This is a genomic window from Psychrobacter sp. LV10R520-6 (assembly GCF_900182925.1).
GTDB lineage: Bacteria > Pseudomonadota > Gammaproteobacteria > Pseudomonadales > Moraxellaceae > Psychrobacter.
This window is the reverse complement of record NZ_LT900024.1, coordinates 1337654-1356004: the sequence shown is the minus strand read 5'-3', so window position 1 is coordinate 1356004 and position 18351 is coordinate 1337654. Positions and strand designations below refer to the sequence as shown.

At 43.5% G+C, this 18351-nt stretch carries 13 protein-coding genes; 10 read left to right on the top strand and 3 right to left on the bottom strand.

All coding sequences use genetic code 11. From position 1 onward, the window contains the following. The first annotated feature begins 281 nt into the window (after nt 1-281). The 4 genes from cysS to glmM all read left to right on the top strand — a co-directional run bounded on the left by cysS (nt 282) and on the right by glmM (nt 7319). On the top strand, nt 282-1757 hold the full coding sequence (gene cysS, locus U1P77_RS05650; protein ID WP_321156629.1) for a cysteine--tRNA ligase: 1476 nt from the start codon (nt 282-284) through the stop codon (nt 1755-1757). Between the two features lie 155 nt (nt 1758-1912). Further along, a complete protein-coding gene (locus U1P77_RS05645; protein ID WP_321156389.1) occupies nt 1913-3922 on the top strand; it encodes a mechanosensitive ion channel family protein in 2010 nt (669 codons plus the stop codon). A 382-nt stretch (nt 3923-4304) separates the two neighbouring features. Further along, nucleotides 4305-5777: an IMP dehydrogenase gene (gene guaB / locus U1P77_RS05640; RefSeq protein WP_201558144.1), complete on the top strand. Its 1473-nt coding sequence runs from the start codon at nt 4305-4307 to the stop codon at nt 5775-5777. Nucleotides 5778-5945: 168 nt separating this feature from the next. Then, entirely contained in the window at nt 5946-7319 is a 1374-nt protein-coding gene (gene glmM / locus U1P77_RS05635; RefSeq protein WP_321156388.1) for a phosphoglucosamine mutase, read from the top strand. Between the two features lie 225 nt (nt 7320-7544). Here glmM and U1P77_RS05630 read toward each other — a convergent pair whose 3' ends face one another. Both U1P77_RS05630 and U1P77_RS05625 read right to left on the bottom strand, forming a co-directional pair. Continuing rightward, nucleotides 7545-7817 (bottom strand): hypothetical protein, encoded by a 273-nt coding sequence (locus U1P77_RS05630; RefSeq protein WP_321156387.1) that lies wholly within the window; start codon nt 7815-7817, stop codon nt 7545-7547. 403 nt (nt 7818-8220) lie between these two features. Then, the gene (locus tag U1P77_RS05625) at nt 8221-9141 is read right to left on the bottom strand and encodes a LysR family transcriptional regulator (protein WP_321156386.1); all 921 of its coding nucleotides are present in this window, start codon (nt 9139-9141) and stop codon (nt 8221-8223) included. Nucleotides 9142-9557: 416 nt separating this feature from the next. Here U1P77_RS05625 and speB point away from each other — a divergent pair, with 416 nt between their 5' ends. The 6 genes from speB (at nt 9558) to U1P77_RS05595 (ending at nt 17049) form a co-directional block, all read left to right on the top strand. Continuing rightward, the gene (gene speB / locus U1P77_RS05620; protein ID WP_321156385.1) at nt 9558-10526 is read left to right on the top strand and encodes an agmatinase; all 969 of its coding nucleotides are present in this window, start codon (nt 9558-9560) and stop codon (nt 10524-10526) included. Between the two features lie 160 nt (nt 10527-10686). Beyond that, a complete protein-coding gene (locus U1P77_RS05615) occupies nt 10687-12399 on the top strand; it encodes a 5-guanidino-2-oxopentanoate decarboxylase (RefSeq protein WP_321156384.1) in 1713 nt (570 codons plus the stop codon). Nucleotides 12400-12438: 39 nt separating this feature from the next. Then, a complete protein-coding gene (locus U1P77_RS05610) occupies nt 12439-12738 on the top strand; it encodes a hypothetical protein (RefSeq protein ID WP_321156383.1) in 300 nt (99 codons plus the stop codon). Continuing rightward, on the top strand, nt 12642-14228 hold the full coding sequence (gene dld / locus U1P77_RS05605; protein WP_321156628.1) for a D-lactate dehydrogenase: 1587 nt from the start codon (nt 12642-12644) through the stop codon (nt 14226-14228). Before U1P77_RS05610 ends, dld begins: the two co-directional genes overlap by 97 nt. Before the next feature lies 1 nt (nt 14229). Further along, nucleotides 14230-15636 (top strand): YjiH family protein, encoded by a 1407-nt coding sequence (locus tag U1P77_RS05600; RefSeq protein WP_321156382.1) that lies wholly within the window; start codon nt 14230-14232, stop codon nt 15634-15636. A 51-nt stretch (nt 15637-15687) separates the two neighbouring features. Further along, nucleotides 15688-17049, top strand: a complete 1362-nt coding sequence (locus U1P77_RS05595) for an aldehyde dehydrogenase family protein (RefSeq protein ID WP_321156381.1) — start codon at nt 15688-15690, stop codon at nt 17047-17049. Nucleotides 17050-17284: 235 nt separating this feature from the next. Here the strand turns inward: U1P77_RS05595 and U1P77_RS05590 are convergent, their stop codons facing one another. Further along, nucleotides 17285-18289 (bottom strand): GlxA family transcriptional regulator, encoded by a 1005-nt coding sequence (locus U1P77_RS05590; protein WP_321156380.1) that lies wholly within the window; start codon nt 18287-18289, stop codon nt 17285-17287. Nucleotides 18290-18351 lie beyond the last annotated feature (62 nt).

Below are 18351 nucleotides of genomic sequence, written 5' to 3'. Positions count from 1 at the left end.
TTGTTTTACAGTTATTTATAGTGCGGCTTATGTAGAAAGATAAGTGGTTAGCATTCAGTATTTATAAGTGAGCACTTACGATTGGTAGGACCATTGTAGTATTTTACGGCTGTTTTCGCTAAGATAGATTTTTGTTAAAATAGGGTGTCGGCTATTAAGCCATTAATAAGTTGGCGCAAATATTGTCTGATTGACGATGTTATAGCAAACTTCGAATACTTTACTTTTTATTGCTATTAATATTGTTATTAATAATTTTTTACTTACAAGGCTATTTTATGATGACCACACCTCTTGCCGATGCCATGTCGCAGCTGTCCATTTATGATTCGATGACAGGAAGTAAGCAGACGTTCACACCGCTCAACGCCGGCAAGGTGGGCATGTATGTGTGCGGCATGACCGTTTATGATTATTGTCATATTGGTCATGCGCGAGTGCTGGTTGCTTTTGATTTGGCCGTACGTTGGCTCACGCAGTTGGGTTATGAGGTCAATTATATCCGTAATATTACCGATATCGATGACAAAATCATCACTCGTGCCGCAGAAAATGGCGAGGATATTAGCGTACTAACTCAGCGTTTTATCGAAGCGATGCATGAAGACGCCGCTGCTCTTGGTTGCTTAACCCCTGATGCGGAACCACGCGCGACTGATCATATTGATGAGATGCAGCAGATGATTGAGACCCTAGTCACCGGTGATTATGCCTATCCTGCTGATAATGGCGATGTCTATTATGCCGTCGATAGCTTTGCTGACTATGGCAAATTGTCCAAGCGCAACTTAGATGAGATGCAAGCCGGCTCGCGGGTAGAGGTTGAAACCGTTAAGCGCAATCCATTTGACTTTGTCTTATGGAAAGCAGCTAAACCTGACGAGCCGCAATGGGCGTCACCTTGGGGTCAAGGTCGTCCTGGCTGGCATATCGAGTGTTCAGCGATGTCGACCAAATGCTTGGGCAATACCTTTGATATTCATGGTGGCGGTCATGATTTACAGTTTCCGCATCACGAGAATGAGATTGCCCAGTCTGAGGCCAGTACGGGTTGCGAATATGCACGTAATTGGATGCATGTGGGCTTTATCAACGTCGATGGCGAAAAGATGTCCAAGTCTTTGGGTAACTTCTTTACCATTCGCGATGTAATGGCAAAATACCACCCTGAAACCGTACGTTACTTTTTACTATCCAGCCATTATCGCAGCCAAGTAAATTTCTCAGATGTATCACTAGATGAAGCACATAATAGCCTAAGTAGATTATACCATGCTCTAAAAATAGCTGAGCAGCAAAAAGGTGAGACCTTAACGATTAATGATACTGCTCTTAACAATACTGTTATTAATACTGCTTATGCCAGCGCCGCAGGGCAAGACTTTATTGCCGGTATGAATGATGATTTTAATAGCTCAGCTGCTATCAGTGTCTTATTTGAGCTGGCACGCGATATCAACAAAGCTATTAAAGCAGAAAACGTGGAAAGTGCATGGCAATTGGCGCAGCGGTTAAAAGCTCTGGCACAGGTACTCAATATATTACAGCAGCCGGTGCAGCAGTTTTTACAAGCCGTTATCGGTGATGAGCAGGATTCAGGCTTTAGTGATTCTGATATTGATAATTTGATCATTGAACGGGCCGATGCCAAAACCAATAAAAACTTTGCTCGTGCCGACGAGATTCGGGTGCTGCTAAAAGAGGCCAGTATTGAGCTTGAAGACAGTCGCACTGGTACTACGTGGCGTCGTGGTTAAAGGTTGTTATCGTGATTGTAAAAGCTATTTTTCACTATTAAATACGAATACTTCATATTAAATACGGACACTAATAAATTAAGTCAGCTTACGCTGGCTTTTTTTTACGGACTGTTTTAAATTGGATTAACATCCAGGTCAATAAATTCAATGCTATGAAAACCCACCGTAAGCTTATCAATACTAAAACTGGTCATCCCTGTACTTATCATCGTGAATTAAAAGCAGCGGATAATAACCTGTATGCTTGCCACATTAATAATCTTATTAATAAGGCTAATAGCAATGGCGTCAAGTTATTGATTGGCTTCTTAGTCATGTTGCTTAGTTTGCTTTACATTCCTGCCCATGCTGCCGCCAATGACAATGAGGAGCGCAATCCGTCAGCACAAACCAAATATGAGCCAGATAACTTGGCTGATTACGCCGCCCAGAAGATTGAGACTATCAAAAATAAAAATATTGATCTCTCTGAAATAGCTCGTGAAACGATTAACCCTACTGAACAAACGGCTGTGCAGCAAGCAGGGCATTTGCAAGGGGAGGCGAGCCTAACAGGAGAATACAATGAAAGCTACTATCCGCTAGACGCTCTCAACAGTGGGTTACCGTCATTGTCTAAGCCGCCTAACTTATCAACGCCACTGGCCACTTTGGAGTTTTTTCAGTCGGCCATTATGAAGCAACAGTTTGATTTGGCCGCTTATGCGCTAAATATGAATTTGATTGATAGCGATGTGCAGCTTAGTCGCTCACTTGAGTTATCCAAGCGTTTAGATTTTTTATTAACCAAAAAAAAGCTGTATGTCTTTGATAAGTTGCCCGATCGTCCCGATGGTTTGATTGAACCACCTCTTGGTAGTAATAATAGCGTGACAGGCATTCCCAGACGTTCTATTCAGCTCGGATACATGGAATACCGTGAGCGCCGTGTACCTATGTATTTACAACGTGTGCGAGTTGAGGATAATGCGCCAATTTGGGTGTTTTCTGAGCAAACGGTCGGTAATATCGACAGTCTTTATGATCAATATCAACCCACGCAGTTTGAGCGTTATTTACCTACTTGGATGGGGCTACGGTTTTTTAGTATTGCAGTATGGGAGTTTTTAGCGCTCGTTTTATTTTTCTCATTTACTATGGGCGTGGGTTGGTTCCTGAGTACAGGAACCGAAAAAATTATCAACCGGTTTGCAGCCGACAAAAGATACACTATCGATGTTGGTAGTAGTAATAGTGTGGCGGACTTGGTCAGTAAGTTGACCGTGCCGTTGACGTTTACCATCAGTTTTTCTTTAGTATTCACTCTAGTCTCCGGTGGCTTTCCTTATTTAGATGCCGTGGCGTCCTCCACCCGTCCGATTATTTGGATTGGCTTGGTATTCAGCGCGCTGTGGCTCGGAATACGAGTCATCAACTTTTTTGCCAATCGCTATCAAGATTTACAAATTGAGAATTTAAGTGAAGAGAACTTCGATAAAGGACGCCGCCGCCGTACTTATGTATCAGTATTTCGGCGCATGTTTATCTTTGTGATGATTCTGGGCAGTATTTGGATTGGCCTCAGTGAATTTACCAATATTGATGGGCTTGGTAAGACCTTATTGACCTCAGCAGGTATTGCTGGTGTGGTTATTGGTATTGCCGCGCAGCCTAGCTTGGGCAATATTATCGCGGGTATACAGGTGGCAATCACCCAGCCAGTACGCATTGGTGATACAGTGATGATGGAAGGTCATTGGAGCACTATCGAAGATTTACGCTATACCTATGCGGTGCTAAAAACCTGGGATGAGCGGCGCTTAATTGTCCCGATGCGCTATCTTATTACCGAAATCATAGAAAACTGGTCGCATACCGAATCGCACCAAACTGGTGTGGTGTATTTACATCTTGATTATGGTGCTGATATCGACACTATACGCCAAAAATATATTGAAGTGGTCAAGGCGAACGAGTTATGGGATGGGAAGTCGGAGCCTGAGCTATTTGTAGTATCAGTCAGTGAAAATAGTATCAAAATAAGGGGCAGTCAGGCCGCAAATAGCCCTTACAATGCTTGGGTATTAGCAAGCAGCGTGCGTGAGGAAATGCTCAGCTATATTCATCAGGAACAAAAAGAGTATCTGCCAACGGAGCGTTTTACCTTTAAAGACAGCCATTAATAGATACATTTTTAATGGTCATTATCCCAAAAGTTGTTTTAGTAGCACAAATTATAAATTTTGCTTATTTGAGTGTCAGTTGAGTATACAATATTGGAATACAGGCACGCCGTTGTAAAGTAAGCTGACAAAACTATTATGCGAGAGGCGGGCTTATTTGTTATAATATGGCGTTATTTTTAAGGGATAACTGAGTCATTAAGAAGCGGTCGATGCTACATTTGCATTACCGCATTACTGATCACTCATTGAAACAGCCTTTGACTCTAGTAAGCGCCTATACCTAGAATCTGTATTTAGCGTTTGCTGACTGCCATACTGTTAATTGAGGTCCTTAATACTGAGCTCCCACCCATCAAAATAACCACCGCTAGGGGTATGTATGTTACGTATTGTCCATGAAGCCTTCACCTTTGATGACGTTTTATTGTTACCAGCCTATTCTGAAGTTCTGCCAAAAACGGCCGATCTGTCTACTCGCCTGACTAAAAGTATCACCTTGAATTTACCGCTAATTTCTGCTGCTATGGATACGGTTACTGAGTCTGAAATGGCCATTACTATGGCACAGTTAGGTGGGTTGGGCATCTTGCATAAAAGCATGGATATCGATAAGCAAGCTACTCAAGTGCGCCGCGTCAAAAAATTCGAAGCGGGTACAGTAGTTGATCCTATCACTGTCCATCCAGAGATGACTATTGGTGAGCTATTAAGATTGACCCAAGATAATAATATCTCAGGTGTGCCTGTAGTAGAGAAAGGTACTGATAAAGTTGTCGGTATTGTTACCCATCGTGACTGGCGTTTTGAAACCAATTTATCATTACCGGTCAGCCATATCATGACCCCAAAAGAACAGCTGGTCACCGTTCATGAAGGTGAAAGCAACGAGAATATTAAGAAACTACTGCATGAACACCGTATCGAAAAAGTCATCGTTATTGATGACGACTTTCGTCTGCGCGGTCTGATTACCGTTAACGACTTTGCTAAAGCTGAAAACAACCCAAATGCTTGTAAAGATGATCATGGTCGCTTGCGTGTTGGCGCGGCCGTCGGTACTGGCGCAGACACCCAAGCGCGCGTTGAAGCGTTAATCGCTGCTGACGTAGATGTTATTGTTGTTGATACGGCGCACGGACATTCAAAAGGTGTGATTGATAAAGTATCTTGGATTAAGAAGAACTTTCCACATGTTCAAGTCATCGGTGGCAATATCGCAACGGGTGATGCGGCAAAAGCCTTACGTGACGCTGGTGCTGATGCCGTTAAAGTTGGTATCGGTCCAGGATCTATTTGTACTACCCGTATTATCGCTGGTATTGGTGTGCCACAAATATCAGCTATCGATAGCGTAGCTAGTGCGTTACAAGACAGCATTCCACTGATTGCTGATGGCGGCATTCGCTATTCAGGAGATATGGCAAAAGCTATCGCTGCTGGCGCCTCGTGCATCATGGTCGGTTCACTAATGGCGGGGACAGAAGAAGCGCCAGGTGAAGTTGAGCTGTTCCAAGGCCGCTATTATAAAGCCTATCGCGGTATGGGCAGCTTAGGTGCAATGTCAGGTCAGAACGGCTCATCAGATCGCTACTTCCAAGATGCCAAAGATGGGGTCGAAAAACTCGTCCCAGAAGGCATCGAAGGTCGCGTTCCTTATAAAGGTCCAGTGGCAGGTATCGTTAACCAATTGGTTGGCGGCTTGCGCTCGTCAATGGGCTATACTGGCTGTGCGACTATTGAAGAGATGCGTAGCAAACCTCAGTTTATCAAAGTCACCTCGGCTGGCATGAAAGAATCGCATGTCCATGACGTTCAAATTACCAAAGAAGCACCAAACTACCGAGTCGACTAAATAACAGTGGTAAAAGCGTGAATCTTTATATTTCAGAGATTTTAAGATACAAACAGCCCACAATGCTCGTTCATTGTTGGCTGTTTTTTTTGTAAAATAAGACAGCAGTAGATACTCTAGCCTGCGAGCACGTCTGGCCTTTCACTTTTAACATAAGGATTATTAATAATGAGCTACTTTGGCACCGATGGTATTCGCGGCAAGTTTGGCAAAATGCCTATTACGCCCGATTTTATTTTAAAGTTAGGTTATGCGACGGGACAGGTGCTAATAGCAAATAACGATAATCCTGAGCGCAAACCCAGTGTAGTCATCGGTAAAGATACTCGGCTTTCAGGCTATGTGATTGAAGGGGCACTACAAGCCGGCTTTAATGCGGCAGGCGTAGATGTACATTTGCTAGGACCTTTGCCGACACCTGCTATTGCTCATTTGACCCGTAGCTTTCATGCGGATGCTGGCGTTGTCATTTCAGCGTCGCATAATCCGTATTATGATAATGGTATCAAGTTCTTTTCAGCGGACGGTAAAAAGCTGACTGATCAGATGCAAAACGCAATCAACGATAAGCTACAAATTATCATGAGTGCGGCGGACGATGAAGGTGATAGTTTATTAATGCCTATACTTGATCCGGCACAGTTGGGTAAAAATTATCGAATCGGAGATGCCAAAGGCCGCTACATCGAGTTCTGTAAAGGCAGTTTTCCTTATCAATATGACTTGAGTCAGCTAAAGATAGTAGTAGATTGTGCCAACGGAGCAGGCTACAGTGTGGCCCCAAGGGTCATGCGTGAGCTGGGCGCTACGGTGATTGCTATTAATAATACACCTGATGGTCTCAATATCAATGCCGACTGTGGCTCCACTCATCCCGAAGGGCTACAACAGGCAGTCTTAGATCATGACGCTGATGTTGGCATTGCTCTTGATGGAGATGGTGACCGTATTGTTTTAGTAGATGAGAATGGCAAGCTAATCGATGGCGATGGTATTCTATATGTGCTCGCCACTCAAGGTCAAATGCCTGCAACTGGAGTAGCGGGCACGCTAATGAGCAATATGGGCTTAGAGTTGGCATTAAAAGCAAAAGATATTGATTTTGTTCGTGCAAAAGTAGGGGATCGCTATGTGATGCAAGAGCTTGAAGCCAAGGATTGGATCTTAGGCGGTGAACCGTCAGGACATATTCTCTGTTTAGATAAGAGCCGCACCGGTGACGCTATCATTGCAGGCTTGCAGGTACTGGCAGTAATGCAAGAAAGAAAGAAAGCACTCAGCGACCTGACCGAAGGCTTTGAAGTATTGCCGCAAAAGCTGGTTAATATACGCCTAGCTCAGATGCAAGATCCTTATGCGCATGAAGAGTTAGTTTTAGCTTTTGATAAAGCGCAGGCCCTCTTAGAGGGACGTGGACGTCTGCTTATTCGCCAGTCAGGTACTGAGCCCATGATTCGAGTGATGGTCGAGTCAGATGATGAAATAGAATGCGATGTGATGGCCAATGATTTGGCAGATCATATCAAAGCGGTATTGAGTTAATATATAGATCAGCTATAAAAAATTAGCAGCTTAAGAAATAACTTAAGTCTGCTAATTTTTTGTCTAGCGTTTTTGTTTAAATAATGACAGTTGAGTCGTAGATATAAATAGCAGTTTTTAACCATAAAAATGGCTATAGAACATCACTTGATAGGGGCTAACAAGTAACTAAGAAGTCATGTTTTATAATGACTCAATTGTTGTATCTTAATTAAAAAACGTACTTCACACGATACTCTTATCAGATATTTCATCAAACCGAGCTTTACTGCTTTTGGCTGTCACAGAGTCAAAACTCACATATATACCATTATCATCTAAGGTTGCATACCAGTGGTCATCATTACTGGCCGTTAATACCTGAAAATACTTGTCATTAACGATCTTGCCTACGGTGTAGGTTTTACCTTCCGAGTAAAAGTCATTGCCTTGAGTACATACTAATTTTTCGCCAGTATTTCTTCTTTCTTCCTCTGTTCGGGACTGTTTGTGACGCATAGGCTATCAATTCAGAGTGTTAGAATAAAGATGATTTTAGATGCAAACTATTATCATTATGTAAGAAGTACTTAGATACTGTATTACTAATGCCAAACTGTTGCTGACGAGCTTTACAAACAGTATTACGCTTACCGCAGCAGACGTATAACTTACGCCAAGAACAACCGATATGTTTGATATATAACTAATAAGTATACGACATAATGAGTCTTTTATCGTACGCATAAGATTGCCATCGCCATAGATAGTAAGCTATAACAGTATAGGTCTTAGTCTGCACCAACCTTTTTCTTTGAGCAGGATACAAGGCATAGCAAACGCTATTTTTTTGCCACTATTTATCTACAATAATATCTCAATGTTTAACAGCTCTTAGTGTGGTCTCTATAATTGATACCCATTAATAATTTTGCGTCTGTTCAAATAATAAATCAGTCATCTGAGCTAAAAAATCTCCCACGTGTTTATGCAAGTTTTCTCGATATGCCCAATGGTGCTTCACATCGTAACTTGCTTCTTCAGGCAATAAAATTTTAATGAGTCCCATTCCTTCATAATGCTTTGCCAAGTCGTTGGGCAGATAGCCGACGTGATGGCCGGCAAGAATGAGCTGTGCGGTGGCCTCCATATGGTAAGTGGTAGCAGTTAACTTCCTAGGACGAATATGATTAATCTTATGATCTACGATATAGCCTCTTTTGACCCAAGAGTATTGTTGCTCTAATGCCTCAAAAGTTAGTATATCCGTTTGATGGAATAGCTCATGTTCCCGTCCACAGCACACCACCTGCTTTTCAATAAACGCCGGTTTAAAAGTCAGCAAAGGCGGAAAGCTACCAAAATAACCAACCCCAATGTCACTTTCATTGCCAATTAGGTTCTCTAACATGCTTTCTGGACTCTGCACGTCAATAGAAAAGTGTATGAGAGGATTTTTACGGTAACTTGTTGACAGACATTGACGTAAAGCTTCATAAAAAGATGTTGGCAGCTGGTCTGCCAAACACAATCGAATATGACCACCACGCACTGAATCCAATTGACGAATATAATGCAGCTGATGCTCGAAATTCGCGACCGCTTCTTGAAAGCTTAAGCAGGCCTCATAAACGGCAATGCCATCTTCTGTCAGTTTAAAACCGCCACGGCCACGATGGCATAACGTCATTCCTAGTCGATCCTCTAAATGCGAGAGATGGCCACTGATAACGGAGAGCGTGATATTTAATCGAGATTGGGCAGCAGTCACGCCCTGACATTCCACGATAGCCATAAAGCTACGTAGGGTTTTAACGTCTATTTTTATTAATTCATCGAACATAACTATTCACGCTATATAAAAGAATAAATTTATTAAAAAAGAGAAACTATTAGGTTTAATCCGTACTTTTTATCCGTACTTTTTATCCGTACTCTAAATGTCTCTAAGACTCTTATGCTGTATATGCTAATGAAGAGCCAATTAAAGAGTCACTTAATAAAAAATGTATAATCTTTAAATCAAGTAGTTACACTATTCTTTAAACTATCAATACCTTTATCTAGAGGTGTTCTAGTTATTTGACCGTTAATATACTTCTGAATATAAGTAATAACTATCACTTACTACGAAATATTAGAAGTTTACTTCTGAATTTTAACATGGTTTGAGTGCTTATATTTAGGTATTGTGAAGGTATGTAAAAGGATTGTTTATTCCAATAAACGGTACGATAAATATAATCAAGGATGTGATCTATGAAATTTAATCAACCGCTAAGCGGTAACGAGATGCCAAGATTTGGCGGTTTTGCTACTATGATGCGCCTGCCAACTCAGACTGATGCCCAAGGATTAGATGCCGCTTTTGTAGGTGTGCCTATGGATATTGGTGCCTCAAACCGTAGCGGGGCAAGATTGGGCCCTAGACAAATTCGTGATGAATCTAGAATGATACGCCCTTACAACGTCGCTACTCGCGCAGCCCCATTTGAATCGTTACAAGTCGCCGATATTGGTGATGTGCCTATCAATACGTTTAACTTGTTGAAAAGCATCGATATTATCGAGAAATTTTATACCGATAAAATTGTCAGTCATGATGCCATCCCGATGACCTTGGGCGGCGATCATACCATTGCGTTACCGATTTTACGGGCACTGGCCAAAAAACACGGCCCTGTAGGCATGGTGCACATAGATGCCCACGCTGATATTAACGATGATATGTTCGGTGAAAAAATTGCTCATGGCACACCATTTCGACGTGCTGTTGAAGAAAATTTGCTTGATGGCAATCGGGTAGTACAGATTGGTTTGCGCGGTACCGGTTATAGTGCTGAAGAGTTTGATTGGTCAACTCAGCAAGGCTTTCGCGTCGTACCTGCTGAGGAATGCTGGTACAAGTCACTGGCACCCTTGATGGCAGAAGTGAGAGAAAAATTAGGGGATGGTCCGGTCTACTTAAGTTTCGATATTGATGGTATTGATCCGGCATTTGCTCCTGGCACCGGAACGGCTGAAATTGGTGGCCTGACGTCAACCCAAGCGATAGAAATTATTCGCGGTATGCGTGGATTAGAGGTGGTTGGCTGCGACTTGGTAGAAGTGTCACCACCTTATGATCCATTTGGTAACACCTCTGTGCTAGCGGCAAACTTACTGTTCGAGATGCTGTGTATTTTACCGGGTGTGCGCTACGACGAAAAAGTCAAAGCCATCTATTAACGATTGTTTAGCTGGTAGCCGTTCACCATTACAATGGCGAGGATAAAACACAACGAACTTTTAAAACCCTCTTAAAGGTTCATTTAGGCTTAGTATTTGATAACTATTAAAAACTAATAATTAATTAAACATTCAGTGAATTTTTTAGGATGACTTACTCATGACGCAATCGATACAGACGCCAACAGCGGCTGCGCCGCCAACTATTCCATCGTTGACCTGTGGAGAGCTATTAGTAGAGTGGCTGGAGTATTACGGGGTAGAGACCGTATTTGGTATTCCTGGCGTGCATACCGTAGAGCTGTATCGTGGCTTACCGAATACCAATATTCGTCACGTTACGCCGCGTCATGAGCAAGGTGCTGGATTCATGGCCGATGGCTATTATCGCGCTTCTGGCAAAATTGGGGTTTGCTTTATTATTACTGGCCCTGGAATGACTAATATCATGACCGCCATGGCGCAAGCAGCGGCTGACTCTATACCGATGCTAGTAATTTCTAGTGTCAATAAAATTGATAATACAGGCAGTGGTGAAGGGCACTTGCATGAACTGCATGATCAGCAAGGCATGGTAAGTAAAGTTGCACTGTTTAGCAAAACCATCTGGCAACCTGAAGCTTTGCCTAAAGTCATCGCTGAAGCCTTTGCTTTATTTAATGGTGCCCGTCCAGGCCCGGTCCATATTCAGTTGCCTATTGATGTAATCACAGCAGATGCCAGTCATGTGGCCAAGCCACCTGCAAAAAATGACACCGATTCAAATAGTTTAATGCTGCCTCAGGTAATGAGACCACTGCCCAATCCAGCGCAAATGGATTTAATTATTGAGTGTCTAAAGACCGCAAAAAAACCAGTCTTACTCTACGGTGGCGGCTGTGTTGCTGTCGATAGTGATGCGCAGAAACTCGCAGAACTCATAGATGTGCCAACATTTTTGACCATTAATGGCAAAGGTCTGTTGCCGCCTGCTCACCCATTAAGTTTGGGCAGCAATCAGTCGTTGGAAGCAGGCAGAGCGCTTATTGCTGAGGCAGATGCGGTGCTAGCAATCGGTACCGAACTTGGCGAAACCGATTACGATGTGGTGTTTGATGGTGGCTTTCGTATTAATGGCACACTCATTCGGATTGACTGCGATGCCCAGCAGCTACAACGTCCGTTTAGAGCTGATATTGCTGTATTATCCGATGCCCAAATGGCCATTACTGGATTGTGCGAGCGCTTAGAAAATAAAGGTTTAGATCATAAGGCCAAAGAGCAAGTAGCTCAGGTAAAGCAGGCACTGATAGAGTCTATGCCGGCAAGCTTTGCCGGTCAAAATGCCCTACTTAAGCTGATTCGAGATGAAGTAAAAGACGTCATTATCGTTGGTGATTCAACACAGCCTGTCTATAGCGGCAATCATGGATTTGAGGCTTTAAGTACCCGCAAGTGGTTTAATTCATCGACCGGGTTTGGCACCTTAGGTTATGGGCTGCCCGCTGCTATCGGTGCCATGCTAGCGACAAATGATCCGGTGATTAGTCTAATCGGCGACGGTGGTATTCAGTTTACGATAGCTGAGCTCATCTGTGCCGCAGAGCTTGAACTGCCGCTTATTGTATTAGTGTGGAATAACCAAGGCTATGGAGAGATTCGTCGCTATATGGAAGAGCGGGGGCTGCCGTTAATTGGAGTCAATATTAAAACCCCTAACTTTGAGCCACTGGCAGCAGGCTTTGGAGCCGGCTATCGCAGAATCACTGGGAAACAGCAGTTAATAGAAGCTCTGCAACAGGATATTAAAGGCCAGCAACCGATTATTTATGAAGTCGATGAAGCCGATGATTTCATTGCCGAGATGGGCAAGACCTTTACTTATTTTAGCTAAATGCGCTGAGATTTAGTCGATCAAGGAAGAGCGTCTATAGTGTCACATTATAAAAACTCGTCTCACTTATTAGCTGACCTTATAGCTGATTTTATAGAAGCGATTGGGCGCAAAAACGTGCTGACAAAACTGAGCCAACAACAAGCTTACGTTCACGGAATAATTAATGATGACGCCGTGCCTAAAGTGCTGGCAGTGATCGTTCCGCATTCGTTAGTAGCGCTTTGGCGAGTTATTAATATCTGTGCAGAGGCAGATCCATTATTGTTGCTCAAGCCGCCAATACTGGGCTTACCGGAGGATCAACACCTTTTGGCGACTATGATCGGCCAGTGGTAGTGATATCTATGCAGTTATTAGGGGGTGTTCATCTCCTTAACGACGCTACAGAGGCGATTGCCTTACCTACCACCACCCTACAACAATTAGATTCTATCCTAGCCCCTATGGGCCGTGAGCCGCATTCAGTATTGGGCTCTAGCTGTGTCGGTGCATCAGTGATTGGTGGCATTTGCAATAGCTCAGGCGGTATGTTGGTTCAGCGCGGTCCTGCTTATACCGAAATGGCCTTGTACGCAAGACGCAGCGCCTCAGGGCCATTTGAGCTTATCAATCATTTAGGGCTAGCGCTCGGTGATACGTCAGAAGATATTTTAAATAATTTACAGTCAGGTCAATTTGGTGAGCTCGATCAGGTTGACAGTCAAATTGGTGATCAGAATGATAGCCAGATTGACAAAATCCTAGACAGCGCTACAGCTGATAGAGCTTGCGCAAACCATCACTATCAGAATAAGGTCCGCGATTGCGAGTCCTCTACACCAGCAAGATATAACAATGATCCTAGCGGTCTGTTTGAAGCATCCGGCTCAGCAGGGAAGTTGATTGTATTTGCCGTCAGAGTGGCAACATTTGCTAAAACCACTCAAGAGCAAACTTTTTATATCTCTACTGACCAGGCCGAAGCTTTAACCACGCTAAGACGAAAGTGGCTTAAGAGTGAATTGAACTTGCCGGTCTTGGCAGAGTATATGCATAAAGATTATAACGACATCACTTTGCGCTATGGGCGAGATACTTGCCTCAGTATGAGTCAATTGCCGGCTAGTAAAATAGGGGCCTTGTATCGACTGCAAGCTAAAATTGGCTATTATTTGGAGAAATGGCATCTGCCACAGACTTTGCCAGATCGTCTGCTACAGCTGGCGTCTACCTTTATGCCAGCCTCGTTACCTAAACCGCTTGCCAATCAGTCTCGTGCTTATAAATACCATCTAATTATCAAAGTGGCTGATGACAATATTGATGCCGCTCAAGCATTTTTGCAGTCTCATATGCAGCACTATGACGGGGCACTACACACGTGTACCCCGAAAGAGGGAGCAGCGTTGTTGGTATTTCGCAGTGCCGCAACGGCTGCCATGTTTCGCTATCACAATCTAAACCATAAAGATTTTGGCGAGCTGGTCTCTACAGATATCGCTTTGCCTAGAAACGCCATAGATTGGGACGAGACCCTGCCAACAGATTTACGACAACAAGTGAAAAGCCAGTTCTATCTGGGACACTTTTTTTGTCATGTCATGCACCAAGATTATCTCTTGTACCCTGATATCGACGCAAAAAGGTTCAAGGAAGAACTACTGAATTTTTATGACCAGCGCCAAATCGAGTATCCCGCTGAGCACAATGTGGGTCATATTTATAGTGCTAAGTCTGCATTAAATAGGTTTTATAAAAAACTAGATCCGACCAATTCGCTGAATCCAGGGATTGGTCAGACAGCTAAATGGAAGAATTGGCGCTCAACGCCTTTCATGGAGGAATAAAATGACGGTTAATATCACAAAATCGCAGCAGCCAGTGTTAGGTACCAATACTGTCGACCCAAGAACGCCACAAGGAGAGAAATGGCGAGCGTCGTTGTGGAAGTTTATGCTGTTTTCAGCACTGGGTATCGCGCTATTTATCATTCCATTTCAATGGGATGGCAAGGTCACAATCCTACTCGGAGTGTTAACGGATACCTTACAAGGACTGATAGGCGGTTATGTCGCTTATGTCGTGCTGGGAATAGTGACGACCTCCTTTGTAGGGGCACTAGCGATGAAAGTATTGCGACCTAACTTGCCTGAAGATTCTCTATTAAAAAGCATGTTCGACGTCGATTGGTTCTGGCTAGCGGCGCGCTTTTTAGGGACGCTATTTATTTGGATGATCTTTTTACAAATAGGTCCTGAATTTATTATTAATCGTAATACCGGTGGGGTCATCTTTGAAGATCTAGTTCCCATTTTGATTCCGTTGTTCTTTTTTGCGATTTTGTCTTTACCTTTCTTAACTGATTTTGGTTTGATGGAATTTCTAGGAACATTGGCTAGTAAAATGTTTGTCAAATTATTCAAACTACCGGGACGTTCAGCGGTTGATGCCATGTCTTCTTGGTTTGGGTCGGCCTCTATTGGTCTGCTGGTCACGATGCAAGAGTATGACAAAAGCTTCTATAGCCAACGTGAAGCGGCCATTATTGCCACTACCTTTTCAGTGACTTCGATAGCCTTTACTTATGTGGTGGCCAAAACAATCGGTGTGGATAATAACTTTGTCTTTTTCTACTTAACCATCGCTCTGACTGGTTTTATCGCAGCTATTATTATGCCCCGCATACCACCGCTGTCATTGAAGCCAGACACTTACCATTCTGGTAAGTGTCTGTTAGATGAAGGGATTCCTACTCAGTACAGTACCTATCAATGGGCGTTGAATCGCGCCGTGACGCGCGCACATTCTATGCCGAGTTTGGGTAGCGTGTTCAAGAATAGCTTGAAGAATTTATTTGATATTTATTTTGGACTTATACCGGTCGTTTTTGCTATCGGTGTACTTGGTTTAGGGTTGGCAGAATACACCCCTGTCTTTGATTGGTTGGCCACACCTTTAGTACCGCTGCTTGAGTTATTAAGAATTCCAGAAGCTGCTGATGCGGCGCCTGCTATGATTATGGGCTTTGCTGATATGTATTTACCGGCATTGGTTGGCAAAAGTATTGAAAGTGAGATGACGCGATTTATCGTCGGGGCGGCATCCATCACCCAGATTATTTATATGTCTGAAGTGGGCGCGCTAATTTTAAAGTCAAATATTAAGCTTAATGTATTAGAGCTGTTTATTATCTTTATTATCCGTACGCTCATTAGCTTAGTGGTCATCACTTCAGTTGCGCATTTGCTGTATTAGTTATTAGTGCACTACTATTAATACAATCGTGACGAGGCCAGTCTCCATTCTTTGTATGACCCAAGCGTAGGCGAAGTCATTGCTACTACTCAATTGTGTAGCAAAGCGCAGGTAAATGCTGCGGCTACTGCCGCCTCTAATGCTTTACTGTCATGGTCACAAACCACAGTAAGCGAGCGTGCCGACTATCTGAACGCTATTGCGGACGCTATGGAGCAACAGTTTAATAAGTTGGTCGGGTTGTCAGCTTTAAATAGCGGCAAACCAATTGAAGAAGCAAAAATAGATGTCGGTGATGCCATCGCTTGCTATCGTTACTATGCCAATCTGATTGTCAGTCAATCAACCTTGACTGAGGTTACTACCAATGAGGCAGGCATTCGGTTACTCAAGACATTAGCGCCTATTGGGGTCTGTGCGCTCATCGTACCTTGGAAATTTCCTATGGTGACGACCTCTTGGAAATTAGCACCCGCTTTGGCCGCTGGATGTACGGTAATTTTAAAGCCGTCTGAGGTGACCTTGCTACCGGAATTAATGCTGGGTAATATATTGTCTGCTATCGGCTTACCAAAAGGAGTGGTCAATATCTTACCAGGCGCCGCCGAAGTAGGAGCAGCGATAACCAGCCACCCCCTGATTGATAAAATCTCTTTCACGGGCAGTAATGGGGTTGGCGAGAAGGTCATGATTCAAGCGGCCAAAGGTATAAAAGATATCAGTCTGGAGCTTGGTGGCAAGTCTGCCATTATCGTTCGCGCTGATGCTGATATAGACCATGCCTGTGATTTAATTATTGGTGGTATATTTACCAATGCCGGTCAGATATGCTCTGCAACCTCACGATTATTACTCCATAGTGATATCGCACAAAACCTGTTTACACAGCTAAAGATTAAAACAAACAGCCTGCAAGTGGGTGACGGCTTTGATCCTGATACCCAAATGGGGCCACTAGTCAGTCAACAACAGCAAATGCAGGTACAAAAATACCTCGATATTGCTGCTGAAGAAAACCTTGACTGCCTCACCGGTAATAACGTGTTGGATAGTCAAGGCTATTTTGCCAGTCCAACGATTTATATAGAGGTACCAACGGACAGCCGATTATGGCAAGAAGAAGTGTTTGGGCCAGTACTCGTGAGTACAACCTTTGTAGATGATACCGAAGCCATTCGCCTAGCGAACGATAGCAAATTTGCGTTAGCAGCGACTATTGTTAGCGCTGATGAACAAGCAACGATAGAAATGGCATTGCAAATTCAGGCAGGTCATCTCTGGATTAATGAGCAACAAATCGTCCTTCCTGAAGCAGGTTGGGGTGGATTTAAGCAAAGTGGCATTGGCCGCGAGCTGGGCCCTGATGGTCTGTCAGCTTATCAAAAGAGCAAGCACATTCTCTTACCCAACTAATCGCATTAGATAGAGTTGATAGTCAGCTGCTAGGTTCTACTGGTAAGTCTCCGTCGTCAATCAACGCTATCCTGAAGCAGGCTTTCATGCCATCTTTAGGGTAGCGTTTTATTTTATGGGTGTTTTTATTTATATAGCTAGATAGTACGTTACTGACCCAGCGTTACTATTTTACCAATAAAAATTTGCGCGCAGAGCAACAAGTAATGTCGTAAAAAATATGGTGGAAGTACCATCAAATGGACATACGGGAAAACTTGTTTTGATACTCCTTTGGTGTCAGCTCTGTGGCGCGTTTAAACAAGCGCGTAAATGATGATATGTCGCTATAGCCGACTTGATCAGCAAGGGATTTTATCGTCACATCCCCTGATTCTAGTAAGCGTTTGGCCTGCTCAATCCTTACTGCTTGAATATACTCAATAGGACGCATGGCCATACAGGATTGAAACCGTCTGTTCAACGTCCGCGGCGTGATATTAACCATAGCCGCCAAATCCCTCACTTGTATCAGCTGGTCAAAATTGTCCTCGATGAACGCTTGCACGCGTTTTACTAGATGGTCTGAATGAGGCTTATATAGGGTCACGTTGGTATAACTGTTCTGACTGCCTCTTTTACTGTCAATGATTTGCGTTTTTGCCACTTGGGTGGAGATTTCTCGTCCGCAATAGCGCTCTATTAACAGCAATGCCAATTCATAAAAGGCGCTGCCGCCCGCCGCGCAAAATATATTGCCTGCCTGCGTTACAAGCTGATTCTCCTGCAAATCAACGAGCGGGTAGTCTGTCTTAAACTTACTCGCATATCCCCAATGTGTGGTGGCGGTTAGGCCATCAAGAATACCTGCTTTGGCCAAAAAAAACGCCCCGCTACAATTACTGGCAATATCTGCCTGTGTGTTAGCCAGACGCTTTAAATGAGGCAGTAAGCTCAGGTTTTGCATCAGTACCTTATCGATTGAGTCCCCAATAGTGGGTATTAGCAATAAATCACAGTGCGTCACATCCTCGATAGCGCAGTGCGCTTGCAGGATCAAACGGTTGCTACACCTAATGTCTAAGCCATGCAAACTGGCAATTTGCACATCGAACCTTGGTTCTACCGCTTGACCCAAGAATCGTTGCCAACTGACACCAGTAAATGAAAATAAGTCTAATGCGCCAGATAGTACGCTACCAAGCACGCCATCAAACCCGAGAATAATGACCTTAAAAGGCTTTGCATTAGAGTAGGGCATAGGTTTTTTTATCTTCCTTTAGCTATTCTTCCCAGCCACACGAGACAATATAGATATAGTTT